The organism is Variovorax palleresanus (genome assembly GCF_051144945.1).
GTDB lineage: Bacteria > Pseudomonadota > Gammaproteobacteria > Burkholderiales > Burkholderiaceae_C > Variovorax > Variovorax paradoxus_S.
Genome location: NZ_JBJNVP010000002.1, coordinates 1,000,179 through 1,018,425, shown reverse-complemented (window position 1 = coordinate 1,018,425; position 18,247 = coordinate 1,000,179). Strand labels below are relative to the sequence as shown.

General features: G+C 67.3%; 20 protein-coding genes. 8 read left to right on the top strand and 12 right to left on the bottom strand.

The window, feature by feature from the left end:
• The first annotated feature begins 32 nt into the window (after nt 1–32).
• Nucleotides 33–605, top strand: coding sequence for a nucleotidyltransferase family protein (locus tag ACJ7Z0_RS08530; RefSeq protein ID WP_434789485.1), 573 nt, complete (start codon nt 33–35; stop codon nt 603–605).
• A 4-nt stretch (nt 606–609) separates the two neighbouring features.
• Here the strand turns inward: ACJ7Z0_RS08530 and ACJ7Z0_RS08525 are convergent, their stop codons facing one another.
• Both ACJ7Z0_RS08525 and ACJ7Z0_RS08520 read right to left on the bottom strand, forming a co-directional pair.
• Nucleotides 610–1,152 carry a superoxide dismutase family protein gene (locus ACJ7Z0_RS08525; protein ID WP_434789484.1) on the bottom strand — a complete coding sequence of 181 codons (543 nt, stop codon included), beginning with the start codon at nt 1,150–1,152 and terminating at the stop codon, nt 610–612.
• Nucleotides 1,149–1,871, bottom strand: a complete 723-nt coding sequence (locus ACJ7Z0_RS08520; protein WP_434789483.1) for a gamma-glutamylcyclotransferase — start codon at nt 1,869–1,871, stop codon at nt 1,149–1,151. Before ACJ7Z0_RS08520 ends, ACJ7Z0_RS08525 begins: the two co-directional genes overlap by 4 nt.
• A 123-nt stretch (nt 1,872–1,994) precedes the next feature.
• Between ACJ7Z0_RS08520 and ACJ7Z0_RS08515 the strand changes: the two genes are divergently transcribed.
• The 4 genes from ACJ7Z0_RS08515 (at nt 1,995) to ACJ7Z0_RS08500 (ending at nt 5,918) form a co-directional block, all read left to right on the top strand.
• A complete protein-coding gene (locus ACJ7Z0_RS08515) occupies nt 1,995–2,555 on the top strand; it encodes an OmpA family protein (protein WP_431129337.1) in 561 nt (186 codons plus the stop codon).
• 167 nt (nt 2,556–2,722) lie between these two features.
• Entirely contained in the window at nt 2,723–4,552 is a 1,830-nt protein-coding gene (gene edd, locus ACJ7Z0_RS08510; RefSeq protein WP_434789482.1) for a phosphogluconate dehydratase, read from the top strand.
• Nucleotides 4,543–5,187, top strand: a complete 645-nt coding sequence (gene eda / locus ACJ7Z0_RS08505) for a bifunctional 4-hydroxy-2-oxoglutarate aldolase/2-dehydro-3-deoxy-phosphogluconate aldolase (protein WP_434789481.1) — start codon at nt 4,543–4,545, stop codon at nt 5,185–5,187. The genes edd and eda overlap by 10 nt, the downstream gene beginning before the upstream one ends.
• Before the next feature lie 2 nt (nt 5,188–5,189).
• The gene (locus ACJ7Z0_RS08500; RefSeq protein WP_431129346.1) at nt 5,190–5,918 is read left to right on the top strand and encodes a haloacid dehalogenase type II; all 729 of its coding nucleotides are present in this window, start codon (nt 5,190–5,192) and stop codon (nt 5,916–5,918) included.
• Between the two features lie 12 nt (nt 5,919–5,930).
• On the opposite strand, the gene ACJ7Z0_RS08495 is transcribed toward ACJ7Z0_RS08500, so the two are convergent.
• From ACJ7Z0_RS08495 to ACJ7Z0_RS08455, 9 genes are all read right to left on the bottom strand, one after another.
• Nucleotides 5,931–6,992, bottom strand: a complete 1,062-nt coding sequence (locus tag ACJ7Z0_RS08495) for an acyltransferase family protein (RefSeq protein WP_434789480.1) — start codon at nt 6,990–6,992, stop codon at nt 5,931–5,933.
• Complete coding sequence (locus tag ACJ7Z0_RS08490) at nt 6,989–8,164, bottom strand: hypothetical protein (protein WP_434789479.1); 1,176 nt, start codon at nt 8,162–8,164, stop codon at nt 6,989–6,991. Before ACJ7Z0_RS08490 ends, ACJ7Z0_RS08495 begins: the two co-directional genes overlap by 4 nt.
• 303 nt (nt 8,165–8,467) lie before the next feature.
• The gene (gene gloA / locus ACJ7Z0_RS08485) at nt 8,468–8,905 is read right to left on the bottom strand and encodes a lactoylglutathione lyase (RefSeq protein ID WP_434789478.1); all 438 of its coding nucleotides are present in this window, start codon (nt 8,903–8,905) and stop codon (nt 8,468–8,470) included.
• A gap of 41 nt (nt 8,906–8,946) precedes the next feature.
• Nucleotides 8,947–9,627, bottom strand: a complete 681-nt coding sequence (locus ACJ7Z0_RS08480) for a glutathione S-transferase family protein (protein WP_434789477.1) — start codon at nt 9,625–9,627, stop codon at nt 8,947–8,949.
• Between the two features lie 105 nt (nt 9,628–9,732).
• Nucleotides 9,733–10,416, bottom strand: a complete 684-nt coding sequence (locus ACJ7Z0_RS08475; RefSeq protein ID WP_434789476.1) for an ABC transporter ATP-binding protein — start codon at nt 10,414–10,416, stop codon at nt 9,733–9,735.
• Nucleotides 10,413–12,092: an ABC transporter permease gene (locus ACJ7Z0_RS08470; protein ID WP_434789475.1), complete on the bottom strand. Its 1,680-nt coding sequence runs from the start codon at nt 12,090–12,092 to the stop codon at nt 10,413–10,415. The genes ACJ7Z0_RS08475 and ACJ7Z0_RS08470 overlap by 4 nt, the downstream gene beginning before the upstream one ends.
• Before the next feature lie 34 nt (nt 12,093–12,126).
• On the bottom strand, nt 12,127–13,188 hold the full coding sequence (locus tag ACJ7Z0_RS08465) for a Fe(3+) ABC transporter substrate-binding protein (RefSeq protein ID WP_431129364.1): 1,062 nt from the start codon (nt 13,186–13,188) through the stop codon (nt 12,127–12,129).
• A 147-nt stretch (nt 13,189–13,335) separates the two neighbouring features.
• Entirely contained in the window at nt 13,336–14,028 is a 693-nt protein-coding gene (locus tag ACJ7Z0_RS08460) for a nitroreductase (protein ID WP_434789474.1), read from the bottom strand.
• 12 nt (nt 14,029–14,040) lie between these two features.
• On the bottom strand, nt 14,041–14,586 hold the full coding sequence (locus ACJ7Z0_RS08455; RefSeq protein WP_434789473.1) for a PaaI family thioesterase: 546 nt from the start codon (nt 14,584–14,586) through the stop codon (nt 14,041–14,043).
• 54 nt (nt 14,587–14,640) lie between these two features.
• On the opposite strand from ACJ7Z0_RS08455, the gene ACJ7Z0_RS08450 reads away from it, so the two are divergent.
• The 3 genes from ACJ7Z0_RS08450 to ACJ7Z0_RS08440 all read left to right on the top strand — a co-directional run bounded on the left by ACJ7Z0_RS08450 (nt 14,641) and on the right by ACJ7Z0_RS08440 (nt 17,825).
• On the top strand, nt 14,641–15,135 hold the full coding sequence (locus ACJ7Z0_RS08450) for a MarR family winged helix-turn-helix transcriptional regulator (protein WP_434789472.1): 495 nt from the start codon (nt 14,641–14,643) through the stop codon (nt 15,133–15,135).
• Nucleotides 15,128–16,363 carry an MFS transporter gene (locus ACJ7Z0_RS08445; protein WP_431129376.1) on the top strand — a complete coding sequence of 412 codons (1,236 nt, stop codon included), beginning with the start codon at nt 15,128–15,130 and terminating at the stop codon, nt 16,361–16,363. The genes ACJ7Z0_RS08450 and ACJ7Z0_RS08445 overlap by 8 nt, the downstream gene beginning before the upstream one ends.
• A gap of 85 nt (nt 16,364–16,448) precedes the next feature.
• Nucleotides 16,449–17,825, top strand: coding sequence for an MATE family efflux transporter (locus ACJ7Z0_RS08440; RefSeq protein ID WP_434792633.1), 1,377 nt, complete (start codon nt 16,449–16,451; stop codon nt 17,823–17,825).
• 88 nt (nt 17,826–17,913) lie between these two features.
• Here ACJ7Z0_RS08440 and ACJ7Z0_RS08435 read toward each other — a convergent pair whose 3' ends face one another.
• Nucleotides 17,914–18,237 carry a hypothetical protein gene (locus ACJ7Z0_RS08435; protein ID WP_434789471.1) on the bottom strand — a complete coding sequence of 108 codons (324 nt, stop codon included), beginning with the start codon at nt 18,235–18,237 and terminating at the stop codon, nt 17,914–17,916.
• Between the last annotated feature and the right edge of the window lie 10 nt (nt 18,238–18,247).

Genomic DNA, 18,247 nt, shown 5'->3' with positions numbered 1-18,247 from the left:
CATTCCGGTCATTCCGCGGACATACTCGGCGCATGGCGGCAAAGGCGAATTCCCCCTTGGTGATCGTGCTGGCCTCGGGCCGCGGCGAGCGTTTCATCGCAGCCGGCGGCACCGGCTCCAAGCTGCAGGCGCCGCTCGCCGGCAAGCCGCTGCTCGAGCGCACGCTCGACGCCGTGCGCGCCAGCGACCTGCCATGGCGTCTCGAAGACGCCGGGCATCCGGGCATGGGCGATTCGATTGCCGCTGCGGTGCGCGCCACGCCCGATGCCGCGGGCTGGCTGATCCTGCCGGGCGACCTGCCGCTGGTGCGCCCCGAGACACTGCGCGTGGTGGCCGCGGCGCTCACAGGCCGTATCTGCGCGGCGCAGCCGCAATACAGGGGCGAGCGCGGGCATCCGGTCGGCTTCGGGCCGGGATGCCGGGCCCAGCTCGCGGCGCTGCGGGGAAACTTCGGCGCGGCATCGGTGCTGAAGGCGATGCGCGCCATCGATGCGGTGGCCGACCTGATGGTCGACGACGTCGGCATCGTGACCGACATCGACACGCCCGAGGCGCTGGCGCTCGCCGAGGCCCTGTGGCGGGAGCGCTCGGCGGGCGCTGGCTAGCCGTTCAGCGCCGCGCGATCACCGCGCAGGCGGTGCGCGGGCCGGAGTTGCCGGCCGGCTGGGTCGTGAAATCGTCGCGGTCGCGGTGCACCACGAGCGCGCGGCCCACCACGTTGTTGGCTGCGCCCTCGGTCAGCGAGATGCTGTGGTCGTCGACGCTGAAGCGTGCCACGCCGCTGGCGTCGGCCACCAGGCTCGGCAGTTCGCCGGCATGGCTGCCCGGTGCACCGAACTTGCCGTGCGTGCCGCCGGTGGGGTTGAAGTGGCCGCCAGACGCGTTGCCGTTGTCGCCGCAGTCGCCCTTTTCGTGGATGTGGAAACCGTGCTCGCTGCCCGGGGCCAGGCCGCGCACTTCGCCGGCCACGCGCACGCCGTGGTCCAGGGCGGTGAAGGTCACCGTGCCGCGCGTCGGGTTGGGCGAGATCGCCGCAGTCGGCATCAGCTCGGCGGCCGCGCGCGGCTTGCCGCCCATCATGCCGCCGCAGGCGGAGAGCAGGGCGCCGGCGAGAAGAGCGGTGCCGGTGGCGACGAAAAGGCGATGGTTCATGGTTTTTCCTTTTTGGAAGATGGGTTCGGAGACCCCGGAACATATACCGGACCCGGCGGCATACCGCAATCGGCGGCTGCCCCGGACAGCTTTTCTTGCCGCGCCTTCTGCGCCTCTTGCGCCTGCTGCTCTTGCTCCTGCTTCTCGTGCGCCAGCGCGACCAGCCGCGCCAGGGCCGCGTCGTGGATCGAATGCCGGCGCAGCTCCAGCAGGGTCTGGCGCGCGTAGTCGAGCGAGCTGCCGTAGCGGCCGACCGCGTGGGTGAAGATGTGGCGGTAGCGGTCGTCGCTGAGCTCGCCGGTGAAGTTGGGGCTGCGCCTCGACAGGGTGAAGGCCAGTGCGCGCACCGGACCCTCGGGCGTGTTGCAATTCAGCCACCTCGGGTCGTACACGCCGGTCGGCATCTCGCGCAGCCAGAGCCTGCGAAGCGTTTCGAGGCCGTGGGCCGAAGGCACCCGGAACACCATGCCGCGGCAGCTGCCGCCCGACAGCAGGCCGAAGACCAGGCCCGGCGTCTGGACGCTGCCGCGGTTGATGCGGCTCCACATCTTCAACGCCCGGTGCCAGCCGTGCACCCAGGCGGGCCGCCGCTCGACAAAGTCGAACTCGGGGCGCCAGATGAGCGAGCCGTAGCCGAAGAGCCACAAGTCTTCGCGGCCACCCCAATCGGCAATGGCCTGTTCGAGCATGGGCTGCGGGTCGCGCAACGGCCTGGGCATGGGGTCCAGCCCTGGCGGCCCCGGGTCTGGCGCAGGGCCCGAGGGGGCGGCGCCTACAATTTCGTGATCATGGTTCACCGCACCATTATTTACCGACCTCTTTCCTACGGAGTACGCCCCCTCATGAGTGACGACGACAGCCAGCAAAATTTCATCCTCGGATTTCTCCTGGCATTGATTGCGCTGGTGATCTTCTTCGTCGTGGGTATCGCGGTCTGGCACAAGGGGCATGCGGCGGCGCCGGCCACTGCCAAGCCTGCTGTGGCAGCTGCCGCAGCGGCTGCACCCGCAGCGCCCGCCCCCACCACCACGGTGGCCGAAGTGACCGAGACGGTGACGGTCGTGATTCCCGATGGCGCGAGCATCCGCGTGGCCAACGGCGTGGTGAACTTCTATTTCGCCACCGGCAGTGCCGATCTCGCACCCGGGGCGGCCGAGGCGCTGGCGGCCGTCATCAAGGGCGTGGAGAGCGGCCGCAAGGCGGTGGTCTCCGGCTTTCATGACACCACGGGCGATGCGGCCACCAACGAGCAGCTTGCCAAGAAACGCGCCGACACGGTCCGCGACGTGCTGGTAGGCCTGGGCGTGCCGGCCAGCAAGGTCGACCTGCAGAAGCCCGCGGTCACCGCGGGGTCGGGCAACAACGCCGAGGCGCGCCGCGTCGAGGTCAAGCTGGTCGACTGACGAGCCTCCCTCGTGCCGCTTGATTGGCGCAAACGGTAAATCCGTATCGCCGCGGTGGTGGATTTCCATCGGCCTCGTTCACGCTGTCTTGGTACTATTGACTTCCGAGTCGAAGGTCGCGAAAGCGACAGTGCCGACATGCCGGCCACGCGACCGAACACATCCCCATGAGCACACATCCCACCGTCCTTGACGTTACCGATCGCATTCGCGAACGCAGCCGGGGGCCGCGCAGCGCGTACCTCGAGCGCCTGACCGAAATCCGCAACCGCGACCGGGGTTCCGACCGCATGGGCTGCGCCAACGTGGCGCACGCCGTGGCCGGCATCCCGGCCAATGACAAGTTCAAGGTGGTGACCGAGCGCGCGCCCAACATCGGCATCGTCACCGCCTATAACGACATGCTCTCGGCCCATGCGCCGTACCAGGGCTACCCGGACATCATCAAGCAGGAGGCGCGCAGCCTCGGCGCCACCGCGCAGGTGGCCGGCGGCGTGCCGGCCATGTGCGACGGCGTGACGCAGGGCACGCCCGGCATGGAGCTGAGCCTCTTCAGCCGCGACGTGATCGCCATGAGCACCGCGGTGGCGCTCACGCACGACATGTTCGACGGCGCGCTGCTCCTGGGCGTGTGCGACAAGATCGTGCCGGGCCTCCTGATCGGCGCGCTGCACTTCGGGCACCTGCCGACGGTGTTCGTGCCCGCCGGCCCCATGCCCTCGGGCCTGTCGAACGGCGAAAAGTCCAAGGTGCGCGAGCAGGCGGCACAAGGCCTGGTGGGCCGGCAGGGCCTGCTCGACGCCGAGATGGCGGCCTATCACACGGTCGGCACCTGCACCTTCTACGGCACCGCCAACAGCAACCAGATGCTGCTCGAGGCCATGGGCCTGCACGTGCCCGGCACCGCCTTCATCCAGCCCGGCGACGCGATGCGCGAAACGCTCACGCGCGAGGCCGTCCGCACGGTGCTCAGCCGCGCCAGCGAGGCAAAATTCAATTGCCCTCCCATCGGCGAGATGGTCGACGAGCGCTGCATCGTCAACGCCATGGTGGCGTTGCTCGCCACCGGCGGTTCCACCAACCACCTGATCCACTGGGTGGCCGTGGCGCGTTCCGCGGGCATCGTGATCGACTGGGACGACTTCTCCCGCCTTTCCGACGTGATTCCGCTGCTGACGCGCGTCTACCCCAACGGCAGCGCCGACGTGAACGCCTTCCAGGCCGCGGGCGGTCCGGGCTTCGTGATCGGCGAATTGCTCGACGCCGGCCTGATGCATGCCGACGTGCTGACCGTGCGAGCCGGCGGCATCCGCGAATTTTCGAATGTGCCGTCCCTGGTGGACGACAACAAGCGCCTGGTCTGGAATTCCGCCGCTCCGTCGAAGGACGAAGCCGTCGCGCGGCCCGTCCAGAGCCCCTTCAGCGCTACCGGCGGCCTCAAGCTGCTCAACGGCAACCTGGGGCGCAGCGTGATCAAGGTGTCTTCGGTGCCGGACGACCGCCACGTGATCGAGGCGCCCGCGCGCGTGTTCGATTCGCAGGCCGCGCTGCACCAGGCCTTCACAGCCGGCGAGCTCGAGCGCGACGTGGTGTGCGTGGTGCGCTGGCAGGGCCCGCAGGCCAACGGCATGCCCGAGCTGCACAAGCTCACGCCGCCGCTCTCGGTGCTGCAGGGCAAGGGATTCCGCGTGGCGCTGGTCACCGACGGCCGCATGAGCGGCGCCTCGGGCAAGGTGCCGGCCGCCATCCATGTCTCGCCCGAAGCCGCCGCGGGCGGGCCGCTCGCCAAGGTGCGCGACGGCGACGTGATCCGCCTCGATGCCGTGGCGGGTACGCTGGCCGTGCTGGTGCCCGACGACGAATGGGCCGAGCGCGAGACCGCCACGCTCCCCGAGGCAAAGCGCATCGCGGACGGCCACGGCCTCGGCCGCGAACTGTTCGCCGGCATGCGGCGCAATGCATTGACTGCTGAAGAAGGAGCCTGCTCATGGCTGTAGAAAACAACAAACTCACCGCGCTCGACGTCATGCGCGATGCACCGGTCATCCCGGTCATCGTGCTGCACGACGTGAAACATGCCGTTCCGCTGGCGCGCGCGCTGGTGGCTGGCGGCATCCGCATGCTCGAAGTCACGCTGCGCACGCCGCAGGCGCTGGAATGCATCGAAGCCATTGCGCGGGACGTGCCCGATGCCGTGGCCGGCGCGGGCACCATCCGCAGCGCCGCCGATGCGCAGGCCTCGGCGCTCGCTGGCGCCAGGTTCGGCGTGAGCCCGGGCTACACGCGCGCGGTCGGCAAGGCCTGCCATGACCTCGGCCTGCCGCTGCTGCCGGGCGTGGCCACCGGCAGCGAGATCATGATGGCGCAGGAAGACGGCTACACCGAGCTCAAGTTCTTCCCGGCGCTGCAGGCGGGCGGCCTGCCCATGCTCAAGGCGTGGCAAGGGCCGTTCGGCGATGTCACCTTCTGCCCCACCGGCGGCATCCACGCGGGCAATGCGGCCGAGTTTCTCGCGCTCTCCAACGTGGCGTGCGTGGGCGGCTCCTGGATCGTGCCGACCGACGCGATCCAGGGCGGCAACTGGGCGCTGATCGAGCAACTGGCACGCGCGGCGAGCCAGCTGCCGCGCTGACCATGCGCGCGGATTTCGACGCGAGCGACCTGAAGGTCATCGCGTTCGACGTTTTCGGCACGGTGGTCGACTGGCACAGCGGCATTGCCGCCGAGGCCGAGCTTGCGTTGCCGGGCGTGGACGGCGCAACCTTTGCGCTGGCTTGGCGCGCGGGCTACCAGCCGGCCATGAAGGCGGTGATGGAACGCATTGCGGCAGGCGAGGGCGGCTTCACGCTGCTCGACGAGCTGCACCTCAGCATGCTCGAACAGGTGCTGCACGATTTCGGCATGGCCGAGCGGCTCGACACCGCCGCCAAGCGCCACCTGAGCCGCGCCTGGCACCGGCTGCCGGCCTGGCCCGATGCGGTCGAAGGGCTCACGCGCCTGAAAAAGAAGTTCACCATCTGCACGCTCTCCAACGGCAACATCGGCCTGCTCACCGAAATGGCCAAACGGGCCGGCCTGCCCTGGGATTGCGTGCTGTCGGCCGAGGTGTTCAAGGCCTACAAGCCCGACCCGCGCACCTATCTGGGCGTGGCGGGTGTGTTCGACGCAACGCCCGGGCAGGTCATGCTGGCTGCGGCGCACCACGACGACCTGGCCGCGGCGCGCGTGTGCGGCCTCAAGACCGCCTACATCGAGCGGCCCCGCGAATTCGGCCGCGCCCAGCCGAAAGACGTTTCGCCCAATCCCGAGAACAACCTGCACGCACGCGACATCAACCAGTTGGCCGACCTGCTGGGCTGCTGATGAGCGCGAGGATCACCGCGCTCTGGCCGCGCCCAGGGACTTCGCGGACTTGATCATCCCGCGCATCATCTGAGTGAGCGGGAATTCCACGAACCTGTAGACCATGTGCGAAGCCCAGAACGAGGCGACACAGACCGCGGCCGAAATGGCGAGAATTTGAGACGGTGAGGCGAGGCCGAGCGACTTCACCGCGATGGGAATGGCCACCAGGATGAACGGGTGGAAAAGATACAGGGAGTAGGAGCTGTCGCCAATGGCCAGGATCGTGCGGGCCTTGCCCCAGAGCGATCCGAGCAAGATGATTCCGACGAATATCATTGCGGAGGGGATCGCCAGTGCAAACCCTCTGAGCTCGCTGCTGCCGAAGCCTCGCGCAATTGCCAGGTAGGCAAGAAAAGCCCCGGCGGCGGTCAAGACAATCGACAAAGGAATGCTCTGCCGGAGCAGTCCCTTCTTGAATGCGACGCCAATGGCGACTCCGAACGCGAACTCTACAAACAATGAGAAATTCATTACCTTGTAGTCGATTCCGGAGAGTAGTCCAATGAACGATGCGGCGGCCAGTACCAGGCACGCGATGTAGGCGTTCTTTGGCTTTGCCACCGGAAGCGCGACCAGCGCCCACAGCCCGTAGAAGATGATTTCGTAGGTCAGCGTCCAGCCGTTGTTGACCAGGTACGGCGCGGAGGTCGGCCACAAAAAGAACGACGCGGCGACGTCCGTCGCTTCTTTCGCATTGCTGTTGATCAGCTTGGGCGCAATGATAAAAATGAGCAGCGCCAGCAGCGAGAGCCCCCAGTAAAGCGGAAAGACTCTCACGATCCGCTTTTCCATGAACTCCACGTGCGTCATCGTCTTGTTGGCGGTGACAAAGTAGATGATGAAGCCGCTGATCATGAAGAACACGTCCACCCCGATGATCCCGAAATCGAACAGGGGAATCGTGCCGCCAGACAGCGCATGTGCCTTTTGCGCCGCGTGATGGATGACGACCAGCAGAGCGGCAATGCCTCGTCCGGCCTGGATGGATTCGACGTACTGGGGCTGATCGACCGCAATGGATTGGGACTTCACGAGGCGCGATCCTGAGAAAGGGTGCCAACAAGGGCCGCTGGGGCCGCGGTGGGTGCGGCAGCTGGGGCGGCTGCTTGCTGCCTGCGCCTCAGGAGCTTGTCCTGGGCCAGTTCGCCTTTCTGCACCAGCGCCAGGGCGGAAAAAACGAGCGGGCTGACGATGGCGAAGTGCCGCGCAAATGAACCGAAATCAGGCTCGAACACGCCCTCGATAATGAGAAAAGACAGCGGTGCCAGCGCGACCTTGCTGGCCTGGATCAAGTTCTTATTGTCCGATTTCACGCCCTTGACGATGGCCTTCACCATCCATATGAAGGTGAAAGGCATGATCGAAATGAACGCCAGCTGGCTGATCGATCCAAAACGCAATAGCTCGAGGGGAAACGCCAGCCTGAAGAAGGTGATCGTTGCGTTGAGTGCCTGGAGCATGGCATTGTCGGAAGCAATAACGGCATCGATGACCGTCCGCGACCCTTCGGCGCCTACCTCTCGGTTCTCGTTGACCGCGGCCCGGGCAAAGTCCAGTGTTGCGCCCAATGCGATCTGGAACGTCAGTGAGAGCGCGATGTAAATCAAGACGATGAAGACGAACAACCGGAATACGGTGAGCTGATTTCTTATCAGTCTCAATCCGAGCCAGGTGGCGCTGACCAGCAGCCAGTATTTTCTGACCACCCAGCCGTAGATCGTCGAAGACAGGATCCACGTGAGACCGAACCAGCTTTGTTGTGCCGCCATGATCGAAAGGAGCACGACGCAGGCGGAGAGCATGTCCTTTGAAAGGACCGACAGGAAAATGGCCCTGATGAAACCCCATCCAAGCGATACGAGAAAGACGCCAAGGGATATCCGGCTGAATTGAAATATCGGGATCAGGGTGAGCGTGACGCTCAGCAGGGCACCCGCGATCGGGGCTGTCTTGGCACTCAGCCCCGCCGATTCCAGCAGGAACGCGCTGCAGGCGTAGGAGTTTCTTTCCTCCACCGAAGTCGAGGCAATCTGGCACGAGTCGGCTCCGAAGAAACTCAGCAGCGTTTCTTCGTCCGGGAAATTCTGTGCCGCCGTGTCGTGGTACGCAAACGGAATAGCTCCCACAATCAAAGCGGCAAATAAAAATATGATGAGCGATATTGCCGGATCAATGGCTTTGCCGCGAATGCTGAGAATGGTCAATTTCTGGCCGCTCGGTAGAAGCGCATATGTAGAAAATAGTTCAAAGGCACGCCGCCGGACGCTTCATCCGAATGGACGGCCTTGCCGAACTGTAAAGGTGCTTGATTGCGATTTGAGGTAACGGCGCGTGGGGCATTTAGCGCCACCGGCGTACCCAGAGAAAATACCAGCAAAGAATATGCCGATCGCCTGCGAAAAGGTGATCATTTGTATCTTCAATTCGCCGCACCTTCATTTTAAACGGCCCCCTCCCTGGGGCCGCTTTGTCCGGGCGAGGAGGCGGCCGCAGGCCGCAGCGGCCGGCTAGGAGGCGCGCAGGGCGTCGGCGCCGGACCCGGGCGTGCCCTGGGCCTTCGATTTGTCTTGTATCAACTCGACCTTGTAGCCATCGGGATCGGTCACGAAGGCGATCACCGTGGTGCCGCCTTTCACGGGCCCGGCTTCGCGCGTGACCTTGCCGCCGGCGGCCTTGATCTTCTCGCAGGCTGCATAGGCGTCAGGCACGCCAAGCGCGATGTGGCCGTAGGCGGTGCCGAGCTCGTAGCTTTCGGTGCCCCAGTTGTAGGTGAGCTCGATCTCGGCCTGGTCGGGGTTGCCGTTGCCGTAGCCGAGGAAGGCGAGGCTGTATTTGTACTCGGGGTTCTCCGAGATACGCAGCAGGTTCATGCCCAGCACCTGGGTGTAGAAGTCGATCGAACGCTGGAGGTTGCCGACGCGCAGCATGGTGTGGAGGAGTCGCATCTCGTGGTGTCTGTCGTGGTGGGAAAGAAGGCCGATTTTCGTTATTGCGCGAGCTCGAGCAAGTGCGCCTCGTGCTTGCGCAGAAACTCGCGCAGGTGCTGCGGATACTCCGGCACCACGGCGCTCTGTACGCTGGGCCGTGCCGCCAGCGCGCGCCGCCATGCGTCCACCTTCGGCAAGGCATCGAAGATGTGCGAGTTGCGGATCTCGTCGAACACTTCGAAGTAGCGAAAGATCGGTGCGAAGACAGCGTCCACCAGGCTGAAGTGGACGCCCGCGAAGAAGGGCCCCGCGCCCAGCGCGACTTCGATGCGCTCGAACTTGGCGGCCAGCGCTAGGCGTTTCTGTTCGAACACTTCCGCGTCGCGCGTGGTTTCATAGCCCCACAGGTCGCCGAGGATGGCCGAGCCAAATTCCATCCACGCACGGTGCTCGGCGCGGGTGAGCGGATCTTCGGGATGCAGGCGCGGCCCTGGCTGCGTTTCTTCGAGGTACTCGCAGATCACGTTGCTCTCGAACAGCACCGCTTCGCTGCGGTCGGGCCGCGCCAACCGCAGCAGCGGCACCTTGCCGAGCGGCGAGATCGCGACGAACCAATCGGGCTTGTTGGCAAGGTCGATCACGACGCGTTCGAACGGCACGTTCTTCTCGGCCAGGGCGATGGCCGCGCGCTGTACATAAGGGCACAGCAGGTGACTGACGAGGGTGAGTGGCTTGGACATGGCGATTGCGTTTGCTGAAGAAAAAGTGAAGGGAGTGCGCCGCGATTCTTGCGGCCTCGAACAACCTTTTCCCGAAAAGCCCATTCGCCAAATGGGCGCCTTGTGCTATTGAGCGGTATCCAGCCAGTGCGTGATCCGGCCCCCGTGCATCACCCCGACACGGTCGGCCATGGCATGGGCCTCGGCCTCGTTGTGGGTGACCAGGATGGCGGTCTGGCCGGCGCGCTTGAGGATGCCGCGTACCTCCGCCGTCAGGCGCTCGCGCGTGCCGCCGTCGAGGTTCGAAAACGGCTCGTCGAGCAACAGCAGCGCGGGCGACGGTGCCAGCGCGCGGGCCAGCGCAATGCGCTGCTGCTGGCCGCCCGACAACTCGTGCGGAAAGCGCTCGCCGGCATCGGCCAGGCCGACCAGCGCCAGCATTTCGGCCACGCGCGCCCGCTGCAGCGCACGGCTCGAATGGCGCAATCCGAAGGCCACGTTCTGGCCCGCCGACAGATGAGGAAACAGCGCGTATTCCTGGAACATCATGCCCACGCGCCGTTGCTCGGGCGGCAGGTGCACGTCTGTCGAAGAGAGCAGCACGTCGCCAAGCCGGATGGTGCCGGCGCGCAGCGGCTCGAAGCCCGCAATCGCGCGCAGCACCGTGGTCTTGCCGCACCCCGAAGGCCCGAAGAGGCATGCGATTTCACCCGCGGGCAGCGAGAGTGAGAAGTCGCTCACCACGGTGTGCAGGCCGCGCGGTGTTTCGTAGGCGAGCTGGATCGATTCGATGGAAAGAGGGGAACTCATGTCTTGTCCGGACCGGGCAGGGCCGATGGCGTGCCCAGTTGATTGCGCGCCAGCAGCATCACCGGCAGCAGGCCCACCGCGACGATGGCGAGTGCGGCAATGGCGCCTTCTTCATACGTGCCGCGGGCGGCCTCGGCATAGAGCCAGGTGGCCAGGGTGTCGAAATTGGCGGGCCGCAGCAGCAACGTGGCGGGCAGCTCCTTCATGGCGTCGACAAAGACCAGCAGCGCGCCGGTCGCAATCGCGGGCTGCAGAAGCGGCAGATGCACGCGCCGCAGCGTGCCGCCGCTGGTCTCGCCCAGCAGCCGCGAGGCCTGTTCGATGGCGGGCGGAATGCGCGCCAGCCCGGCTTCGATACCGCCGACCGGCATGGCGAGGAAACGGATCGCGCAGGCGATCACCAGCACGATGCCCGCACCCATGAGCGGCAGGCCCTGCAGGCCGAGCAGATTGGCCAGCGCCGCGTCGAACGCAAGCGCCGGCGTGAGCAGCCCGATGGCGAGCACCGTACCCGGCACCGCATAGCCCAGCGTGGCCGCGCGTGCCTGCCAGCGCGCGCGGTTGGGGCGCGAGCCCTGGCTGCGCGCCGCCCATGCGACCACCAATCCCGCGGCCACCGCCACCAGCGTCACGCCGGCGGCCAGGGCCAGCGTGTTGCCGAGGCTTGCGAGCAGGCCGTGCGATACGCCGCCGCCCTGGTGCAGCCGCTTGGCGCTCTCCCAGACCAGGTAGAGGGCCGGCGCCACGAAGCCGATCAGCACCGGCAGCGTGGCGATGGCGGTGGCGAGCCATGCGGCACCGCCGTGCAGGCGGCGCGGCTGCATGGCGCGCATGCGCTGCGCCGAACCGAAGCGCTGGTGCTGGCGGCCATTGCGTTCGAGCCAGACCAGCGCGACCACGACGAACAGCATGGCGCAGGCGATCTGCGCCGCGCCGGCCAGGTCGGAGCGTGTGATCCAAGTGGTGTAGACCGCGACCGTGAGCGTATTGATGCCCAGGAATTCCGAGGCGCCGATGTCGTTCAGCGTCTCGAGCAGCGCGAGGCTGAGGCCCACGGCAAGCGCCGGCCGTGCCAGCGGCAGCGCCACGCGAAAGAACGCGCCGCGCCGGCTTTCGCCCAAGGTGCGGGCGGCCTCCATCAGGTGCGCGGGCTGCGTCATGAACATGGCGCGCGCGGTCATGTAGACGTAGGGGTAGAGCACGAAGCCGAGCACGAAGATCGCGCCCGGCATCGAGCGCAGGTCGGGCAGGCGGAACTGTCGCGGGCTGTCGAAGCCCAGTGCCCAGCGGATCGCGCCCTGCACCGGGCCGATCGGGTGCAGCAGATCGAGGTAGGCAAAAGCGACGATGTAGGTCGGCATTGCGAGCGGCAGCAGCAGGGCCCAGTGCAGCACGCGCCGGCCCGGAAAGTCGCAGGCCGTGACCAGCCAGGCGCAGCCGGTGCCGATCACCAGCACCAGCGTTCCGACGCCCGCCAGCAGCACGGCCGTGTTGAGCGCGGCCCGCGGCAGCACGTGCGCGAACAGCGGCCCCCAGTGCCCCACGCCGGAGCCGAACGCCAGCCACGCCAGCGTGAGCACCGGCGCAAGCACGCCGACCGCGATCGCGAACGAGGCCGAGCGCCAGAGCGGGCCTGCCGCGTGCAGGCCCGGCAAATGGCGCCGCGCGATCAGCATTCAGGCACCGGGGACGCGTGCCCGGCCATGTCGATCACTGATCGAAGCCGACCTTGTCGACCAGGGCGCTGGCCTGCTTGCGGTACTTGGCAATCTCGGTGAGCGGCAGCGGATCGACCTTCAGCTCGCCGATGGTCTCGCCGATGATCGGGTCGAGCGCCACGCCCTTGCGCACCGGGTACTCGTAGTTGGCTTGCGCATAGAGAGACTGCGCCGGCTCCGACACCAGGAACTCGAGCAGCTTGACCGCATTGGCACGCTGCGGCGCGTTCTTGGCCACGGCCGCGCCGCTGATGTTGACGTGGGTGCCGCCGCTCTTGGCGCTGGCGAAGGTCGGGCGAACGACCTTGATCGCATCGCCCCACTTGCGCGCGTCGGTGCCTTCCTTGGAGCTCTTCATCTGGCCGACGTAGTAGGAATTGGCCAGGCCGACGTCGCAGATGCCACCGAGGATGTCGCGCGCCACGTCGCGGTCGCCGCCCGTGGCCTTGCGGGCCAGGTTGGCCTTGACGCCGCGCAGCCATTGTTCGGTCTTGGCCTCGCCGTCGTGCGCGATCATTGCCGCGACCAGCGCCGTGTTGTAGGGATGCTGGCCGGCGCGGATGCAGACCTTGCCCTTCCACTTCGGATTGGCCAGGTCTTCATAGCGGAAGCTGGTGAGCGGCTGGTTCTTGTCGGCGTAGAGCACGCGCGCGCGCAGCGAGAGCGCAAACCACTGCCCGTCGGTGCCGCGCAGGTTGGCGGGCACGGCCGATTCGAGCGCGGCCGACTTCACCGGCTGCGTCACGCCGCCATCGACCAGGTCCATCAGGTTGCCGATGTCCACCGTCATCAGCACGTCGGCTGGAGAGCGCGCGCCCTCGGCCTTGACGCGCTCCAGCAGGCCGTCCTTCACGAACACGGTGTTGACCTTGATGTTGCTCTGCGTGCTGAAGGCCGAGATCAGCGGCTGGATCAACGCGGGCTCGCGCGTCGTGTAGAGCGTGAGTTCGTCGTTGGCGGCATAGGCGGGCAGGGCGGCAGCGGCCAGCCAGGCGGCGGAGACGCCGATCAGTGCGCGGGCGGCGCGGCCTTGGACGCCGAAGCGGTCGGTCATGAAGGATCCTCCAGGTGCAGAGACGTGTTTTGAAAAAGCATCGCAGCCACGCGGCTGACGATGAGAATCATTATCACTGCCCTTTGGGTGGTTTTTTACGTCCTTGCACTTACACGGTGAAGGAATTCCGAACGACGGGATCGACGCTCAATCCACCCAGCGGCAAACCTGCTCCAGCGGCGCGCGCGCCGTACGGAAGCGATTGGCCGGATGCGAGGGGTCCTCGTAGCCGAATGCGATGCCGCACACCACCTGGCGGTCGTCCGGAATCTCGAACCAGCGATGCAGGAATTTCGAGCGGGAGGCCACGGCCGCCTGGGCGATGCTGGCCACGCCGAAGCTGCGGGCCGCCAGCACGAAGTTGTTGACGTAGGCGCCGCAGTCCACCGCGCCATACGTGCCGAGCAGCGCTTCTGTGGTGACGAGGGCCAGGTGCGGCGCGCCGAAGAACCTGAAGTTCTCCCGCGCCTGCCTTTCCGAAGCCTCGCGGTCGCCGCGCGCGATGCCGACGCTCTCGTACAGCTGGAACCCGCATTCGCGGCGGCGTTCGCGGTACACGCCGCGGTAGTCGGCGGGCGGCGCAATGTCGAACTGGGCATCGACCGCGGCTTCGTCCGAGTCGAAGGCCTGGCGCAGGCGCTCGGTGGCCGCGGCGCTGCTCACGATCACCTGCCATGGCTGCGAGTTGCACCACGACGCGGTGCGCTGCGCCAGCTGCAGGATGGCATCGATCGTTTGGCGCGGCACCGGATCGGCAAGGTAGCCCCGGCAGCTGTAGCGCTGGTCGAGAAGGGCCTTGAACGCCGGTGCGAGCGAGGGGTCGTGGGGAGTGGAAGACATGGCGGTGGCGGCTCAGCGTGGTGCGGGAACCTCGAACACCAGGCAAGTGGTGGTGGCGTGCGCGTACAGCGTGCCGTCGGGCCCGAAGAGCCGCGCCTCGGCGGTGGCAAGCTGCCGGCCGCAATGGATCACCTTGCCCTCGGCGCGAACCCGCTGTACCTTGGGCGTGAGGCCCTTCACGTAGTTCACGCTCAGCTCGGCGGTCGTGTAGGCGCGCCCCACCGGCATCATGGTGTGGACCGAGCAGCCCAGCGCGGAATCGAGCAAGGTGGCAACCCAGCCGCCGTGGATGGTGCCCAGGGGATTCAGGTGCTGCGCAAGCGGCCTGCCCTGGAATACGGCCCGGCCCGGGCTGACTTCCAGCAGGGCGAAGTCGAGGGTCTTGGCGATGGCGGCGTAGGGGATTTCGGCGCGCAGCATCGCTTCCATCGTTTCCAGCCCGGTCTTGCCGGCGATCTGCTCGGGGCGTGCCAGGCCAGGGCCCGGCCCCGCGTCCAGGCGTTGGACGACCTCGGCCTCCTGGGCGATCCAGGCGTCGATGGCATGGGGCTCGATCATGGAAAAAACTCCTTGATAGTTGTATGTACAATTATTGTAGCTACAATGAATGGCATGATCACCGCTCTGAAGCCTCTGCTGAGGCCCCAAGGATGTACCAATTTCCGCCTGCGCCGGCTCTCCAGGCTGGCGTCGCGCCTCTATGACACGCACGTCGCGCCCAGCGGGCTCAAGACCACGCAGTATTCACTGCTCTCGCATGTGCTGCATTTCGGGCCGCTGCGCCCGGTCGACCTGGCGCGCGAGATGAACGTCGACGCCTCCACGCTCACGCGCAATCTCAAGCCTCTGCTGGCGGCGGGCTTCCTCGTGCAGACCGAGGGCCCCGATGCGCGCAGCCGCATGCTGGCGATCACCGATGCAGGCCGCGAGAAGCGAGCCGAGGCGCAGCGCCTCTGGCACGGCGCGCAGCTGGCGCTCAACGACATCCTCGGCACGGAGCGCGTGCTGGCGCTGCATGCCCTTCTCGACGAGAGCCTGGAACTCCTGCAGCGCGCAGGGCTGGGCGATGGACAGCCGGAAGACCAAACAGGAGCCCGCGATGAATGAAACCTCTCTGCGGCGCCATGCGCTCTGGCTCGTGCTGCTGGCGGCCGCGGGCGCCTTCGCGCTCACGATGGGGGTGCGACAGACGATGGGCCTGTTCCTCTCGGCACTCAACACCTCGACCGCGCTCGGCATCGGCAGCATCAGCCTGGCGTTCGCATTCGGACAGCTCTGGTGGGGCCTCACGCAGCCCTTCGCGGGCGCCGTGGCCGACCGCATCGGCACCGGCCGCGTGGTGTTCCTCGGCGTGCTGCTGGTCGCCGTCGGCACCCTGATCACGCCGCTGATGACGAGCACGGCCGGCCTGATCTTCGCGATCGGCGTGCTGGCGGCCGGTGGCGCTGGCATGGCGGGTCCGTCGGTGCTGATGGCCGCGACCACGCGCCTGGTGCCGGCCGAGAAACGCGGCCTGGCCACCGGCATGGTCAACGCCGGCGGCTCCTTCGGACAGTTCGCGATGGCGCCGATCGCCGTCGGCCTGACGGCAGCCGTGGGCTGGGCCGGCGCCATGCAGTGGCTCGGCGTGCTGGTGCTGCTGGCGTTGCCGGCCGCATGGGTACTCAAGGGCAATTCGAACGCGATGGCTGCGGCCTCGGCGGCCGCATCGGGCACGAAGCCGCTGAGTGCGCGCCAGGCCATCGGCCAGGCGCTCGCGACACCGAGCTACCGCTACCTGAGCCTGGGCTTCCTGGTCTGCGGCTTCCACGTCGCCTTCCTCGCCACGCACCTGCCCGGTGTCGTCGCGGCCTGCGGGCTGCCGGCCGAAGTCGGCGGCTGGGCGCTCGCGATGATCGGGCTCTTCAACATCGTCGGCAGCCTTGCGATGGGCTGGGCGGTGGGGCGCTGGCGCATGAAGTCGCTGCTGTCTCTGGTCTATGCCACGCGCGGCATCGCCGTGCTGGTCTTCCTGCTGGCGCCGAAGACGACCGTGGTCATGCTGGTGTTCGCCGCCGTGATGGGCGTGACCTTCCTGTCGACCGTGCCGCCGACCGCCGGCCTCGTCGCCAAGATGTTCGGGCCGGCCAACATGGCGATGCTGTTCGGCATCGTGATGCTGGCGCACCAGGTCGGCGGCTTCCTGGGCGCGTACCTGGGCGGCTACGTTTTCCAGGCCACGGGCAACTACGACATCGTCTGGTACATCGACATCGCGCTCGCCGCGGGCGCGGCGCTGGTGCACCTGCCGATCCGCGAAGCGCGGCTGGCGCGCGCGAACCTGGCGGCGGCATGAGCCGTCAGGCCGCTCCCAAGGCGAATACCGCAGCGCCTAGCGCGGAGGTTACCCAGTGAGCCGAGACCTCGATCCGCGCACGCGCATGCTGCTGGAGGCGCCGATCGTGGCGACCCTGCTGCGCATGGCCGCGCCCAACGTGCTCGTGATGCTGGCGCAGGCCTCCGTCGGGCTCATCGAAACCTACTTCGTCGGCAAGCTGGGCACCCATGCGCTTGCCGGCATGGCACTGGTGTTCCCCATCGTCATGCTGATGCAGATGACTTCGGCGGGCGCCATGGGCGGCGGCATTGCCTCGTCGATCGCCCGTGCGCTGGGCGCGCGCCGCCGCGGCGATGCCGATGCGCTGGTGTGGCATGCGGTGGTCATCGCGATCGGCTTTGGCCTGTGCTTTTCCCTCGCGCTGCTGGCCGGCGGGCGATGGCTCTACGCGATCATGGGCGGCACCGGCGAAGCGCTCGACGCGGCCCTGACGTATTCGAACTGGGTGTTCGCGGGCGCGGTGCTGGTGTGGCTCTTCAATTCGCTCTCGGCCATCATCCGCGGCACCGGCAACATGGCGGTGCCGGCGAACGTGACGGTGGTGGGCGTGCTGTTTCTCATTCCCGCATCGCCGCTTTTGATCTTCGGCTGGGGACCGCTGCCGGGCATGGGCATTGCGGGCGGCGCGATGGCGCTGCTGCTGTACTACCTGCTGGGGTCAATCGCGCTCATCGTCTACCTGCGGTCGCCGCGCAGCCTGCTGCGTCCCACGCTCGCCGCGCTGAAGCTGCGCTGGCCGCTGTTCCGCGACATCCTGCGCGTCGGCCTGGTAGCCGCGGTCGCGACCGTGGCCACCAATCTGTCGATCGGCATTGCCACCGCATTGACCGGCCATTTCGGCTCGGGCGCATTGGCCGGCTACGGCACCGCGTCGAGGCTCGAATACCTGCTGGTGCCGCTGGTGTTCGGGCTGGGCGCACCGCTGGTCGCGATGGTCGGTACCTGCATGGGCGCCGGCCAGCGTGAACGCGCGCTGCGCGCCACCTGGGCCGGTGCGGCCATCGCATTCGTGCTCACCGAAAGCATTGGCCTGGCGGCCGCGCTGTTTCCGCGGCCCTGGCTGCTGCTGTTCGGCAGCGACCCCGCCATGCTCGACACCGGCGCGCACTATCTGCGCCTGGTGGGGCCGTTCTATGGCTTCTTCGGTGTCGGGCTGGTGCTGTATTTCGCCTCGCAAGGGGCAGGGCGCCTGCTGTGGCCGGTGATCGGCAACCTCACGCGTCTTTCCGTGGCGGGCATTGGCGGTTGGCTCGCCTTTCGCTGGGGCGGCGGGCTGACCGGCGTCTTTGCGGCGCAGGGCGTGGCGCTGGCGGTGTACGGCGTGGTCATCGCGGCGGCGATTGCCGGCGGTGCATGGTTCGGCCGCGTGGGCTGGCCGCGCACCACCGCCGGGCTATTGCGGCGCGTGGCGCAAGCCTGAACCAGACACAAAGCCTGCCGACAATTCGCCCGGCTGTGCGGCGGCATGTGCCGCCGCACAGGCCCGGGCCTCGTGCTCTGCTGGAAAATCAGTAGCGGTACGGATTCTCGGGCCGGCGGTCGTAGCGGTTGGGTACGCCGTCCCCGTCATAGTCCCTGCGGCCGTAGCGACGCTCTTCCCAGTGGCGATGCCGATGCTCGTAGCGGTGATGGTCGCTGTAGCGCGGGCCGTAGTAGTGGTGCGGCGGGGGTGGCGGCGCGTAGTAGTGATGGCGCGGCGGCGGCGGGGGTGCGGGCACCACATACACCTGGGTCTGGATGAAGCGGCCGCCGGTCTGTGCCTGGGCCGTTGCGCTGAGTGCCGCCAGCGACAGCAGGGCCGCGGCGCCGAATGCGAGAGTGAGCTTTTTCATGGCAACTCCA

Bases quoted from the DNA above. Each gene is read 5' to 3' on its own strand.
- gloA (WP_434789478.1), bottom strand. From the start codon at position 8,905: ATGCGACTCCTCCACACCATGCTGCGCGTCGGCAACCTCCAGCGTTCG.
- ACJ7Z0_RS08465 (WP_431129364.1), bottom strand. From the start codon at position 13,188: ATGACCGACCGCTTCGGCGTCCAAGGCCGCGCCGCCCGCGCACTGATC.
- ACJ7Z0_RS08525 (WP_434789484.1), bottom strand. From the start codon at position 1,152: ATGAACCATCGCCTTTTCGTCGCCACCGGCACCGCTCTTCTCGCCGGC.
- ACJ7Z0_RS08515 (WP_431129337.1), top strand. From the start codon at position 1,995: ATGAGTGACGACGACAGCCAGCAAAATTTCATCCTCGGATTTCTCCTG.
- ACJ7Z0_RS08480 (WP_434789477.1), bottom strand. From the start codon at position 9,627: ATGTCCAAGCCACTCACCCTCGTCAGTCACCTGCTGTGCCCTTATGTA.
- ACJ7Z0_RS08500 (WP_431129346.1), top strand. From the start codon at position 5,190: ATGCGCGCGGATTTCGACGCGAGCGACCTGAAGGTCATCGCGTTCGAC.
- ACJ7Z0_RS08445 (WP_431129376.1), top strand. From the start codon at position 15,128: ATGAATGAAACCTCTCTGCGGCGCCATGCGCTCTGGCTCGTGCTGCTG.
- ACJ7Z0_RS08460 (WP_434789474.1), bottom strand. From the start codon at position 14,028: ATGTCTTCCACTCCCCACGACCCCTCGCTCGCACCGGCGTTCAAGGCC.
- ACJ7Z0_RS08530 (WP_434789485.1), top strand. From the start codon at position 33: ATGGCGGCAAAGGCGAATTCCCCCTTGGTGATCGTGCTGGCCTCGGGC.
- ACJ7Z0_RS08455 (WP_434789473.1), bottom strand. From the start codon at position 14,586: ATGATCGAGCCCCATGCCATCGACGCCTGGATCGCCCAGGAGGCCGAG.
- ACJ7Z0_RS08475 (WP_434789476.1), bottom strand. From the start codon at position 10,416: ATGAGTTCCCCTCTTTCCATCGAATCGATCCAGCTCGCCTACGAAACA.
- ACJ7Z0_RS08450 (WP_434789472.1), top strand. From the start codon at position 14,641: ATGATCACCGCTCTGAAGCCTCTGCTGAGGCCCCAAGGATGTACCAAT.
- ACJ7Z0_RS08435 (WP_434789471.1), bottom strand. From the start codon at position 18,237: ATGAAAAAGCTCACTCTCGCATTCGGCGCCGCGGCCCTGCTGTCGCTG.
- edd (WP_434789482.1), top strand. From the start codon at position 2,723: ATGAGCACACATCCCACCGTCCTTGACGTTACCGATCGCATTCGCGAA.
- ACJ7Z0_RS08470 (WP_434789475.1), bottom strand. From the start codon at position 12,092: ATGCTGATCGCGCGGCGCCATTTGCCGGGCCTGCACGCGGCAGGCCCG.
- ACJ7Z0_RS08520 (WP_434789483.1), bottom strand. From the start codon at position 1,871: ATGCCCAGGCCGTTGCGCGACCCGCAGCCCATGCTCGAACAGGCCATT.
- eda (WP_434789481.1), top strand. From the start codon at position 4,543: ATGGCTGTAGAAAACAACAAACTCACCGCGCTCGACGTCATGCGCGAT.
- ACJ7Z0_RS08440 (WP_434792633.1), top strand. From the start codon at position 16,449: ATGCTGCTGGAGGCGCCGATCGTGGCGACCCTGCTGCGCATGGCCGCG.